The sequence below is a fragment of the Streptomyces sp. bgisy100 genome, assembly GCF_057709105.1.
This window is the reverse complement of the sequence record NZ_JBYITE010000006.1, coordinates 51,872-73,248: the sequence shown is the minus strand read 5'-3', so window position 1 is coordinate 73,248 and position 21,377 is coordinate 51,872. Positions and strand designations below refer to the sequence as shown.

The following is a 21,377-nucleotide window of genomic DNA, read 5'->3' as shown; positions in this document are numbered from 1 at the left end:
CGCCGGGGCCCGCACCACCGATGCCCGCACCGCGGATGCCCGCACCGCCGATGCCCGGTCGGCCGCGTTTGCCCGGAGCGCACACCGACGAGTCGGCCCGGTGCCCGCGGCGAGCGGCCGGGCGAGGCGGAACCGGGAGCGGTTACGGTGCCGTGGTGGCAGCGAGGACGGACTTCGCGGGCGGGGGAGACATGGAGACGGGCAGCAAACCGACGGCGGTGTACGGGCGGGCCGCCTCGCTCTGGGCGGCCGCATTCGCCGCTGCGCACTTCTACTGGGCCCTCGGTGGCGACCGCGGCCTCAGCGTGTCCGCGGGTGCGGCACTGGCCGCCGAACGACCCCAGTGGTTCGTGGTGTTCGGCCTGTGGGGCGTGGGACTGCTCTGCCTCGCGGCCACGCTGCCGGCCTGGCTCCTCACCCGTCCCCGGCCCGGCGGCATTCCGGGACTGCTCATCGGCTCGGCGGGCTGGGGAATCGGCATCCTGCTGCTGGCGCGCGGCATCGGCATCGAGGTGCTGCTTCTCGCGGACACGTCCGGGGATGTCGCCTCCGTCTCCCCGGAACAGCGGGCGTGGTCGCTCGCGTTGTGGAATCCGTGGTTCGTCGTCGGGGGCCTGGCGTTCGGCCTCGCCGCACTCCGGTACGGGAGGCACACCGCGGCCGGTCCTGTTCCGGCTTCCTGAGGCGCCACCGCCGCCCCGGACAACGAACCGCCTACGAGGGCTCCTTGCACATCAGCGTGCGGGTGGTTTCGTAGCGGCGCAACGATCCGTCGGGCGCCTGTTGTCCCCTCGCCGTTTCCGACAGTCCCGCAGAACTGAGGGGCGGCGACGAGCCGGGAGTGACAAGGTGCGCTCATGCGCACCGACGTGACCCTCCGCCTCCTGGACCACGCACTCCTCGAGGAACTGCTCCGCACCGCGGTGGCGGACGCGGATCCCGGTGAGGTGATGCCACCGCTGCCCGGTCCACCGGGGTGGACCGCCGAACGGCGTCAGGCCTTCGAGCGGTTCCACCGGTCGCGGTCGTTGGCGGCCGATCCGGTGGAGACGACGTTCGCCGTCCTCGTGGACCGGACCGTGGTGGGGGCGGCACGGCTCCGCCCGGTCGCGGACACACCGGCAACCGTCGAAGCGGGACTGTGGATCGGCCGGTCCCACCGCGGTCAGGGCGTCGGCGGCGCGGTCCTCGACCTGCTCGTCCACCGGGCCCGCGCCGACGGGTCCTCGGCGCTGATCGTTCACACCACGCCCGACAACACCGCTGTCCACCGTCTCGTCACCCGCATCGGCATCGAACCACGGCGCCAGGGAGACGCGGTGACGGCGCACGTGGACCTCACCGTCACCGGACGGGACCGCTCAAGAGCCGACGCCGACGGCGCTGCCCCACCTCCCCTGCGGGAATCCTGGCCGCCTTGATCCGGGCCTGCCGACCGTGAACCACGCGGCTGGGGTGGGTCGACGGTGCGAGCAGGGTGGACCGGCAGCTCCCCCGGCGTCCTCGGCCACATCCCGCCGAGTCGGCAGCCGGGGGAGCTCCGCGAGGTACACCGTCCTCACCGGGGAATCCCGGTGCTCCAGGTCCGGCGGAGCAGACAACGTCGGCCGGACATAGAGTGTTGTTCCGTGGACAGAAACATACCTTTATCTTTCGAGCGACTGCACAACTCCCCTGATCTCGACGGCCATTCGGTCGGCGATTCGGCCGGGCACCCGGAACTCTCCTTCCGGCATGCCGATGAAAAGGATCTGAGCGAGCTCGTCCGTCTCCGGGACGCGGCGGCCGAATGGCAGATCGCCCATGGGATCGACCAGTGGAAGCCGGGACAACTCGGTGAGGACCACTTCCGGGCCCGGCTCGAGGACGGCGAGGTCTGGATCGCGACCCTGGCTCCCGACGGTCCCGTCGCCGGAGCCTGGGAGCTGTGGTGGGAGGACCGGGCGGCCTGGGGCCACCAGCCGTCGAACGCCGGCTATGTGCACCGGTTGATGACCGACCGCCGGGTGGCCTCGCCGGGCACCGGCCGCCGGATGCTGGCCGCGGCCGAGCGCCGTATCGCCGCCACCGGCCGAGAGGTGTGCCGGCTGGACTGCCTGGCCTCCAACCCCCGGCTCCGGACGTACTACGAGGCGGCGGGCTACACGGTCGTGGACGCGCGCCGGCCGAAGGACGGCGGGCTGGGCAGCGTCTACGACGTCACCCTGCTGGAGAAGCAGCTCATCCCGGATCCGGAGCCCGCTCGGGAACTCTGAACCGCAGGAATCCGCCTGCCCTGGCGGCGGTCACCGCCGCCGGGGCAGGATGCTCCCCGGTCGCGATCGGCTCGGCCGCAGGCGGCCGGTCCGGCCGCCTGCGGCACGCCCTGCGAAGGAATTTGGCCTGTCTGCCGTGTGGTCTGCCCGCAGTTCGGCCATCGAGCCCGGCGGGCGGCACAGCGCCTCCGCCCGAGAGCAGGACCGCGCCGGGTACCGCCACGCGAGAACAGGACCCGGCACGGACCGCCCACCGGGGTCACCGAGGGCCCGGCGCCCTGCGTCGGCGCAGCCGGCCCAGTCTCGTAAGCACCTCACGGCAACTCCGCTTCCGTTCACAGCCATGGGCTTCGTGATTGCCGTTCCGGGCCGCACGGCGAACACCGGGCCGCCCGGCCCGGATTCCGCGTTGACATGCCGCCACCGGCTGGCTCTAATGGTCCGCGTGCCACGTGGCGCCGACCAAAGAGCAGTGGGCAGGTCGGCAGCCGGGCGAGCACTGTCACAGAGGGACGATGCCGTGAGTACCCACTCCGTTTTCCGCATCTGACGTAGCAAGGTCCGACGTTTTCCGCGTCCGACGCAGCCACGTCCGCGTTCGTCCCTCGTCCTCCGCGACGCCGCGCCGTCGCGGCGTGACCTCACGCACCGAGCCGTCCGACCCGCACCTCCCTCGTAGAGGCGTCGCGGCGTCCGCTCCCGCTCGGTGCGCGCCACGGGTCTCCGCTTCCGGATGAAGGGCGTGCGTCACGGCGTGCTGCCTGCTTCCCGCACCATCTCCGTTCCCGCGCACCCGTCGCGGGTCCACATCATCATGTTGGGAGACCCCACACCGTATGACCCTGTCCTTCAATCGATCGGTGATCGAGGAGTTCCGAGCCCGTGGAGGAAAGGTCGGTGGCCCCTTCGAGGGCAGCGACCTCCTGCTGCTGACCACCACCGGCACCACGTCGGGGAGGGAGCACACCACCCCGCTCGCCTGCTTCCGCGACGGCGACCGGCTGCTCGTCGTGGCGTCCGCCGCCGGTGCGCCGCGCCATCCGGACTGGTACCACAACCTGCTCGCCCACCCGCTGGTACGAGTGGAGTTCGGCACCGAGGAGTTCTCGGCCGTCGCCGTGCCCGCCGAGGGCGCACATCGGGACCGGCTGTTCGCCCAGGTGGTGGACGCGGCGCCCGGATTCGCCGACTACCAGGCCCGCACCGTACGGACCCTGCCGGTCGTGATGCTGGAACGCTCCGAGCCGGACCCGGACGAGACGCCCCGCGAGATCACCAACCTGGCGGACAAGCTGATCGAGGTCCACACCTGGCTGCGCGCACAGCTGAGGCAGGTGCGCGCCGAGGCGGACGCCCACTTCGCCGCGCGCCCGGGCGCAGCCGCGGAGGGCTCCGGTGCGCCGCCAGCGCCGGCGCTGGGACTACAGATCCGGCAGCACTGTCTGGCCTTCTGCCAGTCCCTGACGTTCCATCACACCAGCGAGGACGAGCATGCTTTTCCTTCCCTCGACGCCCATCATCCTCATCTGCGTGCGGCTCTCGACCGGCTGCGCGCCGAACACCGGACCGTCGGCCGCATCAAGGACGAACTCGTCGGCCTGCTGGGGAGCATCGGCACCACCGATCCCCACCGGTTCCGCAGCGAACTGGAGCGGATGTCCACCGAACTGACCGCCCACCTCGACTACGAGGAGGAGTCACTCATCCCGGTGCTGGCCGAGATCCCGTTCCCGCCCGGACCGCCCAACCCGTCGTAACACAGAGCCGGCCGGGGCGGCCGCCGTCCCGGCCGGCGCAACGGGCAGCGGGCAGCGGGCAGCGGGCAGCGACGATCGAACGCCGTGCGGCTCACCACCGACGGGCCGGGGCGCGTCCGGCCCTCGATCCTCGACCTGCCCCGTCCCGCCCGTCCCGCCCGTCCCGCCTTCCCCGGGAGCCCCACTCCCGACGGGCCGGGGAGCGCCTCGACAACAGATCGGGGAGCCCCTCGAAATCAGGAACAATGCGTCCCCCGTCCGAGTGGTTTGACTCCGGCGATTCGCCGTGACAAAAGGGCTGCGACACGTCGAACTGGCGCATGGAACCGGGAAGTTGGTTACTTGACCATGCGGGGTGGCGATATTCGCGACAACTGTCGGACCACCCACAGGAGAACACCACCATGTCCACACCGTGCCCGCCCGTCGACGCCCGTAAGGCGTTGGACTTCGTCAGAACCAGTGGCCTCGTCGATCTCACCGTTCCGCTGGAGCGCATAGTCGGCCAGGTCAGCCAGCTCGAGGACGTCGCAGGATATGTCCTCGCCTGGGAGCGGTACGTCCTCGTCGTCGCCAATGAGGTCGCCGAGTCGGCCGAATCCGGCGCAGCCAACTGATTTCACCGGTAAGTCGATGATCGGCGGGAGACCTTCCATGGACCATGACCGGACCGGCCGCCGATCATCGTCGGGGCGCGCAGTGGAGGAACGGGCGGTCGCCTGGCTCGCTGCGCGCCGCACCCTGATCGACCCCGGGGACGTCGGCCCGGACGAGGTGCTCTTCGTCCGCAAGGCGCTGATCGAGACCGCGTTTCTGGTCGGACTCCGGGCACGGCTCGTCCCGGCCCCGCTGGAGAGCGATTACGCGTCGCTGCTGGAACGGATCCGGCACATCGCGGCCCGGCCGTCCTATCGCGAACTCATCGCCCGCGACGAGGACGCGCTGCTGCTCTATGCCGGCACCTATGCGGCGCTGCGGCTCTGCGGATTCGAGGACCCGGATTTCCGGCATCTCGTGGAACAGGCCGCGGCGGGCGGGTACGCCACCGCTTTCGAGCGGATCCCTTATCGCCAACTGGACCTGTTGCACACGCTCCAGGTCTGCGGTATCGAGCACCCCCTGCCCGCCATGGACGACGTGCTGCCGTTCTCCCTGCTCTGCAACCGTCCGAATGTCCTCAAGCTGACCGACCGCGACATCTACGCGGTCACCCACACGGTTTTCTATGTCACGGACTTCGGACTGCGGCGCCCCCGCTGGCCGCGCGGCTTCGCCCCCGGGGAGGCCGTGGAGCTCCTCGACGCACTCCTGGTCGTCTGCCGCGCCCGGCAGAACGCCGATCTGGTCGGCGAACTCCTCTGCTGCCTGCTGTGCCTCGGCGTCAGGGAGTCGCCGGCCGCGGACGAGGCCCGGCAGTTCCTGGCCGCCGTCCAGGAGCCGGACGGACGGGTGAACGGGCCGAGCGGCATCGTGCACCCGCAGTTCGCCGACAGCGACCCGGAGCACCGGCGCTGGGCGGAGGGTTACCACACCACGATCGTCGCCGCCCTGGCCGGACTGCTGGACCGCAGCCCCGACATCACCGTCACTCCCCCGCCACCGCCTCCCGCCGCGAGGATGGAGCCGGCCGAGCCGCTGCGGCGAGCGGTCGCCTGGCTGGCCGCGAACGGGGTGCGCCATCCCGTGCGCACCGGGCTTCCGGCAGTGGCCGCGGCGGCGTGCGGGGCGTCCGCCCTCGGGGAGCCGGAGCTCGCCGGACCGGCCCTGCGCCACTTCGCGGACCGGCTCGCCGACGCCGGACCGGAGGTGTGGCAGGAGCAAGGCATGGAGGTGGCCGGGGAGTTCGCGGTGGCGCTGCGCGCGTCGGGAGCGGCCTGCCCGTCCCTGGAGCGGTTCCTCGGGGCGACCGCGGCGGTCATCGGCTCTCTGAACGCGGTCCCCGCGGAGGCGGCCGAGAACGTCCACCGCCTCGCCGGACTGGGCCTCATCGATGTGCGGCGCGCGGCGGAGCTGACCGGGGGCGCGTCCGGGGCGGCGGGCCGTACCCCGGAGGCGTGCGCCACGGAGCTGCTGGACGCCCGGCGGACGTACCACCTGGGGAAGGCGGCTCATCTGCTGCGTGAACTGGCCCGGGCCGGCCATGGCGGGCACCGGCTCACCCGCGACCTGGCCGGCTTCCTGCTCGCCCAGCAGCATCCGGACGGCGGGTTCGGATATCCGGCCTGCGACGAACCCGGCCGCCGAGAGGAGTGCAGGCTCTCCTGGACCCGGAGCATCGTCACCGCACTGGCCGGGATGACGACTTCCGCTCCCGGGAATCCAGGTGAGGACGTCCCGGCCGGTGGCGGAGCCGTCCGCGTCGACGCCCGCTGACCTCCGCCACGGCGGGACGCGGGTTCCGGCGAGGAACCGGGAATCCGGGAAGTCCGCCCGGGCCGCCCCGCGGGCGAACGCCGGTGCTGCGCGCGCACCGCTGCCGCACGCTCCGGGCCGCACCCGACACACCGTCCGGCCCGTGCCCGCGGGGCCGGACGCTGTGTCCCGTGCCGGGCACAAAGCCCCTGGCCGCGGCCCCATTCCTCGGTGCATACCTGCCGCGCGGCGCGGCCCGGCCCCGGGTACGGTGTGCCTCCCACCGTCATCACCGGAGTGTCCATGCGCAACATGTCCATACCGGCTGCCCTCAGCCTCGCCGCCGCAGCCACGGTCGTCGCCGTCGTTCCCGCCACGGCCGACTCCGCCGCCCCCGCCGGGGCCCCGGTCACCTCTTCGGCCCCGTGTCCGCAGCTGTCCCGGGACCTCACCTGGTACGGCGACAACCGCGCCCGGCTGCAGCAGGTCGTCGACGAGCGCGGCCGGTGCGGAAAGCCGGGCCCGGACGGCCGTCCGGTTGCCGCCTTCGACTGGGACAACACCGTCGTCAAGAACGACACCACGGACGCCACGCTCGCCTGGGCCCTGCAGCACGACAAGATCCTGCGGCCCAAGAGCTGGAGCGCCACCAGCAAGTGGCTCACCCCGGCCGCCGACCGCGCCCTCACCGAAGCCTGCGGCACCTCCGTCCCGGTGGGCGCCCCACTCCGTACCTCCACCAACACCCGGTGCACCGACGAGATCTTCGAGATCCGCAGCACCGCGAAGACCATGGACGGAGAGGAGGCCTTCGCCGGCCGCTGGAACCACCGCCGGACGGTGCCGGAGTACGCCTGGGTGCCGCAGCTGTTCGCCGGGCACACCCCGGACCGGCTCACCTCGTTCGCCCGGCAGGCGCGCGCCGAGTTCCTGGCCGCCCCCGTGGGGAGCAAGCGCACCGTGGGCACCCACACCATCCCCGGCTACCTGCGCTACTACCCGCAGCAGAAGGACCTGATCCGCACTCTGCGCCAGGCCGGGTTCGACGTCTACATCGTCTCCGCGGGCGCCGAGCCGATCACCGACGCCTGGGCGGGCGGTGTGGGCATCGACCGGGACCACACGATCGCCATCCGCAGCGTGCTCCGCAAGGGCCGGATCACCACCGGGACGCAGGGGTGCGGCGATGTGCCGGCCGGGCAGGGCGAGGCCATCCCGTACATCGACGGCAAGCGCTGCATGATCAACCAGGAGATCTTCGGCATCAAGGGCGCCGCGGCCTGGAAGCGGCAGGACGCGGCGCACCGCATCGTGGTGGGCGGCGGCGACGCGAACACCGATGTGACGTTCGTCGGCGACGCCACCGGCGCGCACCTCGTGCTGAACCGCAACAAGGACGAGTTCATGTGCCGCGGGTACGACGACGCGGACGGCCGGTGGCTGGTGAACCCGATGTTCATCGAGCCGCTGCCCCGCAAGAAGACGCCCTACCCGTGCTCCACCGCCGGGTACAACAACCCGGACGGTTCGATGGGCCCGGTGCTGCGGCCGGACGGCAGTGTCGTGCCCGACCAGCAGGACGTCGTCTCCGGCAGCTGATGACGGCTGCGCCGCCGTCCCGCTCGCGGGCGGGGCGGCGGCACCGCAGGGCGGGCCGGCGACCGGATCGGAGGCCGGTCGCCGGGCCCGCCCCGCCTCGTCCCGACAGCCGGAGGCACCCGAGCGGCGGACGGCCGCCGCGTACGCCGCCTCCGGCCGTTGGAGTGGATGCCCCGCACCGGGGGCGTGGCGCGGCAGTCCCTCCGTGGACCGGCTTCTAAGGTCGGCGGCTGTCCGACCGTCCAGGAGAGGTGGGTGTGTCATGCGACGCACTGCAGTGCCCGGTCCCCATGACACGCCGGTCCCCGCCGGCCGCGGGCAGCGTCCGTACGCCGGGGATTCCCTGATGGGTGGTCACCGGACCTGGCGGCGCCGGGCGACAGCGGCGGCCGGGACGGCGCTGCTGTGCGCGACGGGCCTGGTGACCGCGCCGCCGGCCGCCGCCGCGGCGCCCGCACCCGTGCCGGGCAGCGCGCCGCTGTACGTCTCCGACTACGCGGGAGGCCGGGTCCTGAAGGTGCGGGCGGACGGCGGTGGGCAGACCACCGTCCCCACCACGGGCCTGACCCGGCCGACCGGCATGGCCGCGGACGCCGCCGGGAACCTCTTCGTCTCCGACACCGGCAACAACCGGGTGGTGAAGGTCCCGGGGAGCGGTGGCGGCCAGACCGTCCTGCCGGCCACCGGTCTGAACCGGCCGATCGGCCTGGCGCTCGACGCGGACGGGGACGTCTTCATCTCCGACAGCTTCAACGACCGGGTGGTGAGGCTGCCGGCCGGCGGCGGCCCGCAGACCACCGTCCCCACCACCGGGCTCTCGCACCCGTACGGGCTGGCGCTCGACACCATCGGCAACCTCTTCGTGGCCGACTTCGTCAACGACCGGGTGGTGAAGGTGCCCGCCGACGGCGGGCCGCAGACCACCGTCCCCACCAATGGGCTCAACCAGCCGACCGGGCTGGCGCTGGACACGGCCGGGAACCTGTTCATCGCCGACAGCGGCAACGACCGCGTGGTGGAGGTGCCGGCGGGCGGCGGGCCGCAGGTCACGGTGCCCACCACGGGTCTGGACGTGCCGGCGGCGCTCGCCACGGACGCGTTCGGCCGGCTCTACATCGCGGACTTCGGCAACGAGCGCGTGGTGAAGGTCGCTCCCGGAGGGGGCGGGCAGACCACGGTGCCCCTCACCGCCCCGGGGTCCCCGGCCGGGCTGGCGATCCCGCCCTCCCCCGTTCCGCCGACCGGCGTGACGGCCGCGCCCGGGGCGGGGCGGGCCACGGTGTCGTTCACCCCCAGCGCCTCCCCCTCCGTCACCGGTTACACCGTCACGGCCCGCGACGTCACCGCACCCGGCCCCGGCGGCCGGACCGCACGGGGCACCGGCTCCCCCGTCACCGTCACCGGGCTCACCCCGGGCCACCGGTACACGTTCACGGTCACCGCGACCAACGCCGGTCAGGCGACCGGCCTGCGCTCGGCGCCGTCCCCGGCGGTCACCATTCCCGCCGCGGCACCGGTCCGCACCCGGCTCGACGCGAAGGCGGCCACGGCCCTGTGGCAGGCCCGTCCGCCGGTGCTGTCGGTGAGCCACCTGGCAGCCACGCTCACCACCTCAAGCGGCTCGCCCATCGCCGGCCGGGCCGTCAGGTTCAGCACCGCGTCCGGACGCCAGGCGCTCTGCGCGGCGGTCACCGACAACTACGGCGTGGCCCGCTGCGATGTCACCCTTCGGGGCCGCGCCGCCGCGAGTGACCGTCTCTACCGGGAACTGCTGCGCCACGGCTACCTCGCCGTGCACGATGCGTCCTCCGTGTACCGGTCGTCCGAGGACCGGGCCCCGGTACGGCCCGAACGCGGCCGCTGAGGCACTCACGCCCGGTGCGGACCGGGCGTACCGCCGGGCCCCCTGCCGCTGTCGGCAGGGGGCTTGGCCACGGCCCGAAGGAGCCGGGGCGGGTCAGCCGGTGGCCGCCACCCGTGCCCGGTTGAAGAGGTAGGCGCACAGGAAGACACCGGCCATGACGAGCAGCCCGCCCCACAGTTCGTAGAAGGTGGGCAGCCGGCCCTCCCACATCAGGTTGAACAGCGCGCCGAACACCGCCTCCATGCCGATGACCGGCCCCATCAGGGTCGTCGGCAGATGCCGGGTCGCGATGTTCCAGAACCAGGTGGCGCACCACGAGCCCAGCACCGCGAGCACGGTGCACCAGGCCAGGAAGGTCCAGAACGTCCGTGTGTCGGAGAAGGGTGACGGGCCGCCGGCCGACCGGGCCAGGGGGATGAGGAAGACCGAGGCGCAGCAGGCGCCGAACCCGATGCACGCGGTCCAGACGGTGTTGTCGACCGGGGTCCGGGCCGTGCGCAGGAACAGGCCGTTGACGATGACGAAGTAGGACCACGCCACGCACGCGGCGAAGCCGAGGGCCGTGCCGACGAGTGTGTCGTGCCCGTCGCCGGATCCCAGGGCGCCGGCTCCGCCGTTCACCAGCAGCAGGCCGCCGGACATCACGACGATCGACAGGACCAGCCGCCGCCACTCCAGTGCCTTCTCGAGGGAGTTCGACACCAGGGCGACCATCGCGGGGATCAGACCGGTGAGCGTCGAGGCGAGGACGCCGCCGGCGACCTCGGCGGACATCGACAGGAGCAGGTAGAAACCGATGTACCCGACGACGCCCAGGTGCATCGCCCGGAGCACGTTCCGCGTACCGAGCTGTCGCAGCTTGTCCCGGTGGATCGCGAGGACGACGACGGAGAGGGCGCCGAAGACCGCGTACCGGCCCACCACCAGGCAGTAGATGTTGACCGGTGCGACGGCTGCGGGGCCGAGGAAGGTGAAGCCCCACAGGGCCGTTGCCGCGAGCGCCGCCGGCAGCCCCAGGGTGTAGTTGCGCTGCCTAATGTCCCTCACCCTCACCATCGTCGAGCATCCCGTCCTTGAGCAGGCCGTCGCCGAGGGAGACGACCTGGTCGACCAGGAAGTCCATGTCGCTCCGCACGGTCCGGTGGTTGGTGTTGGCGACCCTGATGACGAACTTACCGTCGATCAGGGTGTGGGACGGGACGGCGAGTCCCCGCAGCTGCAGGCGAGAGAGGATCTCCTGGTTGAGGGCGTTCAGTTCGTCCAGGCGGGCCCCCGGCCGGACGTACCGGAAGCAGGCGATGTTCAGGGGGCTGCGCGAGACGGTCTCGAGCCGTGGGGAGGCGTCGACCAGACGGGTGAGATGGGCGACCTGGTCGATGTTTCCGGCGATGGACCGGGCGAACCCGTCGAGGCCGTGCGTGCGGAGGGCGAACCACACCTTGAGGGCCCGGAAGCGCCGGGACTGCTCGATGCCCCGGTCCGCGAACGCCACCGGGTTCGAGGCCGGTCCGTCGGGCGTCCGGCTGATGTAGTCGGCGTGCGAGCTGAAGGTGTCCTCGAGGGCACCGGGCTCGCGGACCAGCACACAGCTCACGTCGAACGGCAGATAGAACCACTTGTGGAGGTCGAAGACGAGGGAGTCCGCCCGGTTGAGTGCGGCCAGCAGGGGGCGCCGCTCCGGCAGCAGATAGGCGAACGCCCCGAAGGCGCCGTCGAGATGGAGCCAGAGGTCCTCCTCCCGCGCGATGTCCGCGAGGTCGTCGAGCGGGTCGACCGCTCCGGTGTTGACGGTGCCCACGTTGCCGACCAGGCAGACGGGGCGCAGGCCCTCCGCCCGGTCCTTGTGGATCGCCCGGCGCAGCGCGGGGACGTCGATCCGGAAGTCGGGGTCGACGGGGATCGTACGGAAGAAGGCCCGTCCGATGCCCAGCAGCTCGACCGCCTTCTCGAACGAGTGGTGGGTCTCTGTGGAGCCGTAGACGGTGAGTTGGGGCGCTTCGCGCGCTCCCGCGTGCCGGATGTTCCACTCCGCGGCGCGGGACTGCCGGGCGGCGGCGAGCGCGATGATCTGGCCCATCGAGCAGCCGCTGGTCAGCAGTCCCGAACCGGTCTCCGGCCAGTCGAAGGCCTGCTGGAGCCAGGTGACGACCTGTTCCTCGACCAGCATCGCGGCGTTCTCGCCGGCACCCAGGGTGGCGTTCATGGCGGATGCGAGGAGGTCGGCGTAGGCGGCGACGGGCAGGCCCGAACCGTTCACCCAGCCCCAGAAGCGCGGGTGGGTGTTGCCGCGCGGATACGGCAGGATCAGCGAACGGAACTCCTCGTAGACCGCGGTCATGGGCCGGGCCCCGGTGGGCAGTCCGGAACCGAGTGCGCTGCGCACCTCGTCGGGTACCGGCTGCCACACGGGCCGTTCGCGGATACCGGCGAAGTGGTCGACGACATCGTCGATGATCTGCTTCCCGAGGGCTCTGAACTCCTCCCAGTCCTCGGGTTCCAGGGGAGACGCCGCCCGCGGTGGCGTCTCGGTGTGCTGCGGTCCCGGCTGGTCCCCGGTCATGTCTCTCCCCAACGGTGCGCGGCTGGTGCGGCTGTGTGCTCAGGTGGCCGAGGTGACGGGCTGCCGCGCGGTTCTCGCGGCCGGCTCGGTCGTGGTGTCGGCGAACGCGGTGAACCGGTCCGGCCGGTAGAGCCGGTGCATGGGGTGGGGCTCGCCGCGGAGCGAGGCCAGGACGGCTCCGGCGACGGTGGGGGCCTGGGCGAAGCCACCGGTGTTGTGTCCGCCGGTGATGACGAAGAGGCCGCCGTCCGCGGTCCGTTCGGTGTGGTGCAGCCCCAGTGACGTGGAGGTCCAGGGCCGGACACAGAACTTGAAGTCGTAGTTCTCCGCCGGGTCCGACGAGAGGGCGGGAGGGGCGCTGCCGGGGAGGATCCGCCGTACGGTGTCGAGGATGCCGCGCCGCACGGCGTCGAGCTGCCGGCCGTCCACCGCGCCGGGGTCGCTGCCGACGTACCCGTAACCGGAGCCGACGACCAGGACCTCCCGGCCGTCGGCGTCGCGGGCCACCGTGACGTTCGCGTCCTCGGTGACATGCCCCCTGCGCGCCACCTTGAGCGACGTCCGCAGGCCGGTCCCGGCGTTGCTGATCCGCACCCAGCCCCCGAGGACACCGTGGATCCTGCCCTCGCAGGGGGAGCCGTCGAGGAGGCGCTGTCCGTGCGCCCCGGGTGAGGCCACCACATGGGCGCCGGCGGGGAGGGGCAGCGGGCAGTCGAAGCCCGTGACCTGTCCCCCGGCGTCCCGGCGCACTCCGGTGACGGGCGTGTTCCAGTGGAAGGAGACGCCGCGGCGCACGAGGTGGTCGATGATGCGGCGGGAGAACTTGTGGACGTTGAGGGTGAACCCGGGGACGAGGAAGCCGCCGCTGAGCGTGCCCTCCCGCAGGGCGGGCCCCAGCGCCGGGACGTCCCGCGCGATGTCCTCGGGAGTGAACTCCCGGAGCACCGCGCCGATGCCACGGTGGCGCGCCAGGGCCGCATCGAGGTGCAGCGGGTCGCTGTAGACGCGCAGGATGTCGTCGACGAGCACCACGTCCTCGAAGAGGGCGGAGTGCCGCTGCCGTAAGGAACGCCAGCGGTCCCCGGCGTCGGCGTTCAGGGCGAAGACGTCCCCGGTGTAGGCACGGGTGAGCCAGGACGGGATCCGCTCGGACTCGTCGATCCACTCCTCTTCCTCCGGCGTCCGATGCGGCCGGTCCGAGGCGAGCCAGCCGAGCTTCTCGACCGGGGTGCGGAAGTGGTCCGGACTCTTCAGCCAGGGGTCCCGGTTGGTGTAGCAGTCCATCTCGGTGAGTGTGAACATCCGGGCGTCGTCACCCGCGAAGGTGCAGCCGTAGCGGTGCCAGGCCGCGCTGCCGGGCTCGGGTGACCGGTCGAGGACCGTCACCTCGTAGCCGCTCTCCGACAGGTGGAGCGCGGTGATCAGGTCGACGATGCCGGCGCCGATCACGACCACGTCACGGTGTGCCCCGTCCGGCGGGTCTGCGGCGGGACCGGGCAGTCGCCGCAGGGTGAACCACTGCTCGCAGCGCCGCAGTGACGCACCGACGGATTCCAGGCCCGCGCCCGGCTGCCGGTGTTCGCAGACGCCGGGGTGGGGCGTTTGTGGCGGACGGCCGGCTGCATAGCCGACGAACACTCCGCCGGGGTGGTGCCCGGACCACTGCCGCAGCACCTCGCTCTCCGGCCGTCGGGCCGCGATAAGGCCGGTGGCCCCGTAACGCCGGAGCGCGTCGAGCAGGTCACCGGGCGGGGCGTCGTGGAGAGCCGGGGCGTGGACGATGTTCCCCGACCGCAGAAAGTCGGAGGCCGCGATCTCGGGGTCGGGTGTGGTGAGCAGGATCTGCATCGTGCTGCGTTCCCTCTCCGCTGGTGCAGTGGACCCGGTGCCGTGTGGCCGGTGCCGTGGATCCGGTGCCATGGGTCTGGTGCCGTCGGCGTGGTGCCGTTGCCGTTGGGCGTGGTGCCGTGAGCGTGGTGCCGTGAGGTGCGGTGCCGTGGAGCCTGGTGCCGCGGGGGGACGCGATGTGTCAGGGACCGAAGGGCAGCGGATGCCGCTGCATCCGCAGGCGAGGGGCGGCAGGGGTGAGGTCGATCCCCGTACCGACCCAGCCGCTCCGGAAGGCGTCTTCGAGCCCGGCGGTGTCGGACAGCGCCACCGTCCGTCCGGACACCGGGCCGTGCCCCGCGGGCCAGTCCGCCGGGAACGGACGGTAGAACAGGAAGCGCAGCTTCCCGCCGAATTTGAGCGCCACCCGGACGGGACGGAATCCCGTCGCGATCAGCGAGCGGACACCGTGCGGATTGCCGGGTGAACTCGTCGCGAAGAGATGCCGGATTCCGGTGTCCGCGAGGTCGGAGAGGGCCCGGGCGTTCATGAGTCCGGACAGTCCGTGTCCCCGCCATCGGGGCAGGACCGCGATCGTGTCCCAGTGGGCCGCGTGGACCAGTTCACCCGGGGGCAGCGCGGTGTCCCGCGCCAGATTGAAGGGGCGCTCCCGCGGAAAGTAGACCATGCGGTAGGCCACCGTTTCGCCGTGGTGCCGCACGCCGTAACAACGCCCGCCCTCCCCCAGGCAGTAGGCGATGAATTCGGGCGTGCTGCGCTGAAAGGTGTCCCGGTCCGGCTGCGCGGAATGAATGCGCTCCTGGAGCGCGAGGATCAAGGCCAGATCCTCGGGGCCGAGCCGTCCGATCTCGAACATCAGGCGGCTCCGGCAGCGTCGACGAATGCCGCGATGAGCGGGTCGCAGGTGTCGCTGCTCTCCTTCACCGGGAGTTCCGGGTGCCACAGCACTCCCACCGTCCAGTGGTCTCCCGGATATTCGATCGCCTCCACGAGCGAGTCGTCGGCACGGGCCGTGACCTGCCAGGCGGAGTCCGCCCGGGCGTCGAACCGGAGGCCTTGGTGGTGGTAGGAGGTGACCAGCAGCGACCGCTGCGCGTAGGCCCTTTCGACCCGGCTCCCCTCCGTCAGGCCGACGAAGTGCTGGGAGGGCTCGGTCAGTGAGCTGCGATGGGCCACGGAATCGCCCAGGACATCGGGGACGTGCGAGATCAGCGAGCCCCCGGTCGCGACATGGAGGACCTGGCAGCCCCGGCAGATGCCGAGCGTCGGCAGACCGGCGTCCAGCGCCGTCCGCGTCAGCCGGAGCTCGAAGTCGTCGCGCTCGGGGTAGTAGGTGTAGTCGTCCTGTCGCGTCGTCCCCGTGCAGCGGGAGGGATCGATGTCCTCTCCCCCGGTGAGCATGAGACCGTCCAGGGCACCCAGAACCTCGGAACACCGGGACACGTCACCGTAGGGAATGACCAGCGGCAGACCGCCGGCCCGGGCGACGTGGTCGACGTACCCCTCCTGAATGCAATGGCTGCGGATGCCCGGTCGATAGCGTGCGGTGATGCCGATCCGCGGCAGCGTGGCCGCCATCAGACGGAAACCTCCGGGTACGGCGCCGTCGCGCGACGTCCTGATCCCCGGTCCCCGATGGTGCGCATTTCCTGATCCCCCTGAAAACCCGAGCCTGCGAGGCGATTTCGTGTGCGACGTACTCGATGCGGCGGAGGGCCGGTCGGAGCGCACGAAAGAGGATGGTGCGTACAGCCATCGGCTACAGTAGGTGACGGCTCGGCCACGGCGCAACGGGTTTTTTCGGCGGCCCCCGCACAGGCCGGCATCGCGCTACCGGAGCCCCCGGGACCACCGGGAAGGCCCCGCCGTCGGCGGCTGTCCAGCACCCGCACCCCGGGCGTGCGTCAGGCGGGCCCTGCGGAACGCTCGCACCTCACTGCGTGGCCGAAACGGTCGCATCGGGTTCAGACAACTCGCCGCGAAACATGGAAAATTCACCATCGAGACGGGGAGCGGGAGCCCACGCAATGGCCACCGCAGGCAATCGTCCACACAACCATGGTGGGAATGTTGCATTCCGTGCATCATGTGTCGCGAACATGCCATCGGCCCGCTGATCCCCTGTCACGGGCCTCTTCGAGCCGTACCGCGACTACAGGAGTGGCCCATGCAGGGACGTCGTTGGAGAACCCGGGTGTCGGTGACCGTCGCGGCGGCGGCCGTCACCGCCGTCGTACCGTTCGGCAGTGCGGCCACGGCCGCTCCGGTCCCGCGCGGAACGGCCGGGACGCAGGCCGTTTCCGCCGTGCAGCAGCAGTCCGGCCGCGGCCCCGCGTGGTTCGCGGGCGTCGACTACGGCACCTGGCAGCGCGACGTGAACACGGTGATGAACACCGCCCGCCCCTATGTCGAGGAGCGGATCTCCCGTGGTTCCGGCGAGAAGATGGCCATCGTCCTGGACATCGACAACACCTCGCTCGAAACGGATTTCCACCCGTTCTGGGAGTACCCGACCCCCGCGGTCCGGCCGATGCTCGATCTCGCGCGTTCCGCCCACGCCCGCGGAGTGAGCATCTTCTTCGTCACCGCCCGCCCGGGCATCATCGCCGGGCTCACCCAGCACAACCTCGAACGGGTGGGATACCCGGTGTCCGGCCTCCATGTGCGGGACCTGCCGGACCTCTTCGACGAGGTCAGCGCCTACAAGACGGCACGGCGGGCGGACATCGAGGCCAAGGGCTACACGATCATCGCCAACATCGGCAACAGCCCCGGCGATCTGGTCGGCGGCCACGCCGAGAAGACGTTCAAGCTGCCCGACTACGACGGCAAGCTGTCCTGACGTCTTCGCCGGCCACCCGGCAGCCGGTGCGCCGGATCGTGGGCCGGTGCCTCGTAAGGCCCGTACGCCCCGGGTCGGTCCCGGGGCGTACGGGCCGCTGCGGTGAGCAGCCCCCGACGGGGAACGCCTGACGGGTGACCCACGACGGTTCGGTCACTCACTCCGGCAGAGCGCGGGCGGGTCCACCGTTGCGCTGGGCGCCACGCGCTCCCAGCGCGGCCGCGGTCACCACCAGCACCGCTCCGGCCGACCACAGCCCGCGGGACGACCGCCAGGACATCACCGACCAGCGCGACTGGGCCGAGAGCAACGATCCGACGCTCAGCCAGGATCCGGCCGAGACCAGCGACAGGGCGGAGCCGATCGAACCGGCCGAGAGAGCGCTCCCGACCGATCCCACGGACAGCACCGAGCCGACCGACCCGATGGAGAGCACCGAACCGACCGACCCGATCGACAGAACCGAGTCCTGGGACCAGAGGGACAGGGAGGCGTTGCGGCACGTGCGGCGTCCGGACGCCGAGGGGTGTGTGGTCATCCACCCATCGTGCCGCGAAAACCTTGCCCGGGCAGGGCGGGCAGCCGACCGACCGGACTCGGCGCGGGCCCCGGTGCCCGCGCCGGAAGTACGGCACAGCTCCCCCGGGCGGCGCCACGTCTTCGGAACGCTGCCCTCCGGCTCGGCCGGCAGCGTCAGACGCCCAGCCCCGCGTCCCGCGCCAGGAGGGCCGCCTGGACCCGGTTCTCGCAGCCCAGCTTCGCCAGGATCCTGCTGACGTACGCCTTCACCGTCGCCTCGCTCATATGGATCCGCTCGCCCGCGTCGGAGTTCGACAGGCCTTCGCCGAGCAGGGCCAGCACCTCCAGCTCCCGCTCGGTGAGGGCGGTCAGCCGTCTCCGGGCCTCCTCGCCCCGGGCCGCGGCCGGCGAGGCCAGCGAGTCCACCACATGGCGGGTGGCGCCGGGCGAGAGGAACGCGTCGCCGCCGGCCGCGGCCCGAACGGCGGCGATCAGCTCCCCCGGCGCCGAGTCCTTCAGGAGGAATCCGGCTCCGCCGCTGCTCAGCGCCCGCAGCACGTTCTCCCGCTCCCCGAAGGTGGTGAGGATCAGCGCCCGGACCCCCGGGGCGGCGCTCCGCAAGCCGTCGAGCGCGGACAGCCCGTCCTGGACCGGCATCTGGATGTCGAGCAGCGCGACGTCCACGGCATGCGCGCGGGCCAGTTCCACGGCCTCCCGGCCGTTCGCCGCCTCCGCCACCACCACGATGTCGTCGGCCGAGGTGAGGATCATCCTGATGCCCGCCCGGATGAGCGGTTCGTCATCGGCGACGAGAACCCTGATCACCGGTCTCCCGCTCTGATAGGTCGTGGAATCTGTGCGCGTCATTATCGCCCGGCCGCGGAAACATTGCCCCCGGCCGTGGAAACCGTCGTCTACGCCCCGACCTCGTACGAACGCTTCTCGACGATCCGGCCGTCCCGGAAGCAGAAGCGGAACACCGTGTCCCGGTCCGGGTCGTCCGACGACTCCGTGGACATCAGCACCAGGCACTGCGCCCCTTCCGGCTCGGCCGGGCCTCCCTGCAACTGGGAGGTGAAGAGGGTGCCGTCGGTGGGCAGTTCGGCCCGCACGGACTCCTCGGACCGGCCGACCTCCACCTTCCGGTACTGCCCCGGCGTGATCATGCTGTCGAGGAGCTCCGCGAAGCACCAGACGACCAGCCCCACCACGACCACCCCGAGCACCACCGTGAATACGCAGCCGAACCGCAGTCCCCGGCTCGGGCTCCAGCTCCGCCGCGGAGCCACGGCAACCGGGCCCGAAGGCCAGGACCAGCCCGGTACCGGACCGTGGCGCCCCGGCCCTGCTGCCGGAACCTGCTCGCCGGGACCGGCCGGGTCGAGCCCCGGCCCCTCGCCGAAGGGCCCCGGCGCACCGTCCGCCCGGCCTCGGCGGGCCGGCCCGCCGCCGCCGTCCGCGCCGTACGGCAGGACGCCGGCCAGCCGGAATCCCCCGTCCGCCGTCGCCCCCGCGTGCACCAGACCGCCGACGAGCCGGGCCCGTTCCCGCAGCCCGGTCAGCCCCTGCCCGCCGCTGACGGCTGCCACTCCCGGCCCGGGGGCGGGCGCGGGACCGTTCGCCACCTCTACGACCAGCGAGTCCGGCTCGTACCGCAGCTCCACCGTGATCGAAGCTCCGGGGGCGTACTTGTACGCGTTGGTCAGCCCCTCCTGTGCCACCCGGTACGCCGCGTGGTCGACGACCGGCGCCAGCGGCCGGGGATCGCCGGAGCGCCGCAGCTCGACCCGGGTGCCCGCGGCCCGGGCCGTCTCGACGAGCCCTTCGATGCCCGCCGCCACCCGGGAGGCGGGCTGCGCCCCTTCGGCGGGCTCGGGGGCCTCGGTCCCGTCCCGCAGGATGCCCACGACCTGCCGGAGTTCGTGCATCGCCGACACCGACGCCTCCCGCAGCACCCCCACGACCTCGCGCTGACGACCCGTCAGCTCAGGGTCCACCTCCAGGGCACCCGTGTGCACGGCGACCAGGGCGAGCTGGTGGCCGAGGCTGTCGTGCATGTCCTGGGCTATGCGCTGGCGTTCCCGCATCCGGGCCTGCCCCGCCACCATGGCCCGCTCGCGCAGCAGCTGACTGTTGTGCTCCTGCAAGGTGCGCAGCAGAGTGCGGCGCTGCGACCGGTACCGGCTCCAGAGACCGGGCACGACCGTGAGGGCGAGGAAGGAGATCGCGGCCACGAGGAAGGTCGGCAACGACATCTGCGGGAACTCGCTCACCGTGGTCAGCACCGTGTTGAGCACGAACGCGGCGACGAACGCGCCGACCGTCCGTCCCCGTCCCACCACCGCACGCCCCGCCGACCAGCCCGCCAGGATCAACAGCAGCGCGAACCCCTCGAGCAGCCCGGCCGCCGCGGCGACGACCACGAGCACCGTGCCGGGCAGGACACGCCGCAACGCGGAGAGAACGGCGACGCACAGGGCGACGGCGACGATGCGGGGGAGGCCGTTGTCGGCAAGGTTCTCGATGCCTGCCGCAAGCAGGCCCATGACCAACGAAAGAACGGTTTCTCCAGCGATGCGCCACCCGGACCACGCAGTGGGCACCACCAGGCCCCGGGCCATGCTCCGGACGTTCGCCGCTATGTCTGCTGCCTGCACACGGGACACGCTAGTTCGACGAAGGTCATGCACACACGTCCCTTTCGTCGACCATCCGAACAACGAAGGTCGATACCCCGGCCCCGGGCCGCCCGGCCTTCGTCCGGCCCGCCTGCCGAAACTCCCGGCCGGTGCGCTCGCTTCGGCTCCCGTCCGTCCCCGGTCCCTCCGCCCCGGTCTGCGCGGCGCTCACCGAACCGGGTGCGGGGAGGAATCATCGGTGGGGACGGCTCTGTAGGCCGTCGTGCCTCAGTCGAAGGACAGGCCGATGTGGTCCTCCACGGGCCGGTAGCCGATCCGCTGGTAGAGCGCGTTGGTCGTGGGGTTGGTGAGATCGGCGAAGAGCAGCACCTCGTCAGCGCCCGCGTCCAGCGCTGCCCGGCCGGCCGCCGTGGTGACGGCTCCCGCGTACCCCCTCCCCCGGTGCCCCGCCGGGGTGTACACAGGCGCGACCCGGACCATGCCCGCCACGGCCCGGCTGACCGCGGCGAACGAGACCGGAACGCCGTCGGCCTCCCAGAGGGTGACGCCGCCGTGCTCGAGCTTGTCGTCCACCGCGGACGCCTGGTCGCCGCCGCCCGCGGAGACCTCCGCGGCGAAGGCCGCGAACCAGGCGATGAGCAGCTCACGGTCCGCGCTGGTGGCGGTGCGGGCCGCACCGGGAGGCGCGGGCCGGGGCGGAACCGGCTCGTGGAGCCGGTAGAGCCGGTTGGTGCCGTCGGGGCGGGGAACCGTACCGGTCCGCCGCTGCCAGGCCGCCCCGAAGCCTTCCGCCGCGGTCCGTCCCCCGGTGGCACCGGACACCGGACGCCCCTGGTGAGCGAGGGTCGTCGCCAGGGCGACGGCCGCCTCCTCCGGCATCTGCGACAGCACGACCGGGTAGGGAGGTGTGCACAGAAGAGCCCCCCGGGCCGTGCCGTCCGATGAGCTCCACCACCCGTAGTACGGTGCGTCGTCGCCGTAACTGCGGGTCCCGGCCCGCAGTGAGGCACCGACCGACAGCAGAACGGTGTGCGGGACGGGGTCCGCCCGCAGGAAGCCGCCCGCGGCCGCCAGGAATTCCTCGAGTGAGTCCGTCGTGTTCCAGGCCATGGGGAATTCTGTCGCCCACCACGCCCCTGGCG

At 72.2% G+C, this 21,377-nt stretch carries 18 protein-coding genes; 9 read left to right on the top strand and 9 right to left on the bottom strand.

Annotated elements, in window-relative coordinates:
• The first annotated feature begins 155 nt into the window (after positions 1-155).
• The 8 genes from AC3EQ1_RS06245 (at position 156) to AC3EQ1_RS06210 (ending at position 9,827) form a co-directional block, all read left to right on the top strand.
• Positions 156-683, top strand: coding sequence for a DUF3995 domain-containing protein (locus AC3EQ1_RS06245; protein WP_432093259.1), 528 nt, complete (start codon positions 156-158; stop codon positions 681-683).
• 174 nt (positions 684-857) lie between these two features.
• Entirely contained in the window at positions 858-1,421 is a 564-nt protein-coding gene (locus AC3EQ1_RS06240) for a GNAT family N-acetyltransferase (RefSeq protein WP_432093258.1), read from the top strand.
• Positions 1,422-1,628: 207 nt separating this feature from the next.
• Entirely contained in the window at positions 1,629-2,255 is a 627-nt protein-coding gene (locus AC3EQ1_RS06235; protein WP_432093257.1) for a GNAT family N-acetyltransferase, read from the top strand.
• A gap of 836 nt (positions 2,256-3,091) precedes the next feature.
• Positions 3,092-4,012, top strand: a complete 921-nt coding sequence (locus AC3EQ1_RS06230) for a nitroreductase/quinone reductase family protein (protein WP_432093256.1) — start codon at positions 3,092-3,094, stop codon at positions 4,010-4,012.
• Positions 4,013-4,416: 404 nt separating this feature from the next.
• Positions 4,417-4,629: a hypothetical protein gene (locus tag AC3EQ1_RS06225; protein WP_432093255.1), complete on the top strand. Its 213-nt coding sequence runs from the start codon at positions 4,417-4,419 to the stop codon at positions 4,627-4,629.
• A gap of 37 nt (positions 4,630-4,666) precedes the next feature.
• Positions 4,667-6,385: a DUF6895 family protein gene (locus AC3EQ1_RS06220; RefSeq protein WP_488187144.1), complete on the top strand. Its 1,719-nt coding sequence runs from the start codon at positions 4,667-4,669 to the stop codon at positions 6,383-6,385.
• Between the two features lie 282 nt (positions 6,386-6,667).
• Positions 6,668-7,963, top strand: coding sequence for a haloacid dehalogenase-like hydrolase (locus AC3EQ1_RS06215; protein ID WP_432093253.1), 1,296 nt, complete (start codon positions 6,668-6,670; stop codon positions 7,961-7,963).
• 262 nt (positions 7,964-8,225) lie between these two features.
• Positions 8,226-9,827: a fibronectin type III domain-containing protein gene (locus tag AC3EQ1_RS06210; protein WP_432093252.1), complete on the top strand. Its 1,602-nt coding sequence runs from the start codon at positions 8,226-8,228 to the stop codon at positions 9,825-9,827.
• 93 nt (positions 9,828-9,920) lie between these two features.
• On the opposite strand, the gene AC3EQ1_RS06205 is transcribed toward AC3EQ1_RS06210, so the two are convergent.
• The 5 genes from AC3EQ1_RS06205 to AC3EQ1_RS06185 form a co-directional block, all read right to left on the bottom strand.
• The gene (locus AC3EQ1_RS06205) at positions 9,921-10,874 is read right to left on the bottom strand and encodes a DMT family transporter (protein WP_432093251.1); all 954 of its coding nucleotides are present in this window, start codon (positions 10,872-10,874) and stop codon (positions 9,921-9,923) included.
• Positions 10,861-12,387 (bottom strand): pyridoxal phosphate-dependent decarboxylase family protein, encoded by a 1,527-nt coding sequence (locus AC3EQ1_RS06200; protein WP_432093250.1) that lies wholly within the window; start codon positions 12,385-12,387, stop codon positions 10,861-10,863. Before AC3EQ1_RS06200 ends, AC3EQ1_RS06205 begins: the two co-directional genes overlap by 14 nt.
• Before the next feature lie 39 nt (positions 12,388-12,426).
• Positions 12,427-14,235: an NAD(P)/FAD-dependent oxidoreductase gene (locus AC3EQ1_RS06195; protein WP_432093249.1), complete on the bottom strand. Its 1,809-nt coding sequence runs from the start codon at positions 14,233-14,235 to the stop codon at positions 12,427-12,429.
• A 181-nt stretch (positions 14,236-14,416) separates the two neighbouring features.
• Positions 14,417-15,091: a GNAT family N-acetyltransferase gene (locus AC3EQ1_RS06190; protein ID WP_432093248.1), complete on the bottom strand. Its 675-nt coding sequence runs from the start codon at positions 15,089-15,091 to the stop codon at positions 14,417-14,419.
• Entirely contained in the window at positions 15,091-15,813 is a 723-nt protein-coding gene (locus AC3EQ1_RS06185) for a gamma-glutamyl-gamma-aminobutyrate hydrolase family protein (RefSeq protein WP_432093247.1), read from the bottom strand. The genes AC3EQ1_RS06190 and AC3EQ1_RS06185 overlap by 1 nt, the downstream gene beginning before the upstream one ends.
• 589 nt (positions 15,814-16,402) lie before the next feature.
• Between AC3EQ1_RS06185 and AC3EQ1_RS06180 the strand changes: the two genes are divergently transcribed.
• Positions 16,403-17,077, top strand: a complete 675-nt coding sequence (locus tag AC3EQ1_RS06180; protein ID WP_432093246.1) for an HAD family acid phosphatase — start codon at positions 16,403-16,405, stop codon at positions 17,075-17,077.
• Positions 17,078-17,234: 157 nt separating this feature from the next.
• Here the strand turns inward: AC3EQ1_RS06180 and AC3EQ1_RS06175 are convergent, their stop codons facing one another.
• The 4 genes from AC3EQ1_RS06175 to AC3EQ1_RS06160 form a co-directional block, all read right to left on the bottom strand.
• The gene (locus tag AC3EQ1_RS06175; RefSeq protein WP_432093245.1) at positions 17,235-17,615 is read right to left on the bottom strand and encodes a hypothetical protein; all 381 of its coding nucleotides are present in this window, start codon (positions 17,613-17,615) and stop codon (positions 17,235-17,237) included.
• 155 nt (positions 17,616-17,770) lie between these two features.
• Entirely contained in the window at positions 17,771-18,421 is a 651-nt protein-coding gene (locus tag AC3EQ1_RS06170) for a response regulator (protein WP_432093244.1), read from the bottom strand.
• An 89-nt stretch (positions 18,422-18,510) separates the two neighbouring features.
• Positions 18,511-20,217: a sensor histidine kinase gene (locus AC3EQ1_RS06165; RefSeq protein WP_432093363.1), complete on the bottom strand. Its 1,707-nt coding sequence runs from the start codon at positions 20,215-20,217 to the stop codon at positions 18,511-18,513.
• A gap of 285 nt (positions 20,218-20,502) precedes the next feature.
• Complete coding sequence (locus tag AC3EQ1_RS06160) at positions 20,503-21,345, bottom strand: GNAT family N-acetyltransferase (RefSeq protein ID WP_432093243.1); 843 nt, start codon at positions 21,343-21,345, stop codon at positions 20,503-20,505.
• Positions 21,346-21,377: the final 32 nt, after the last annotated feature.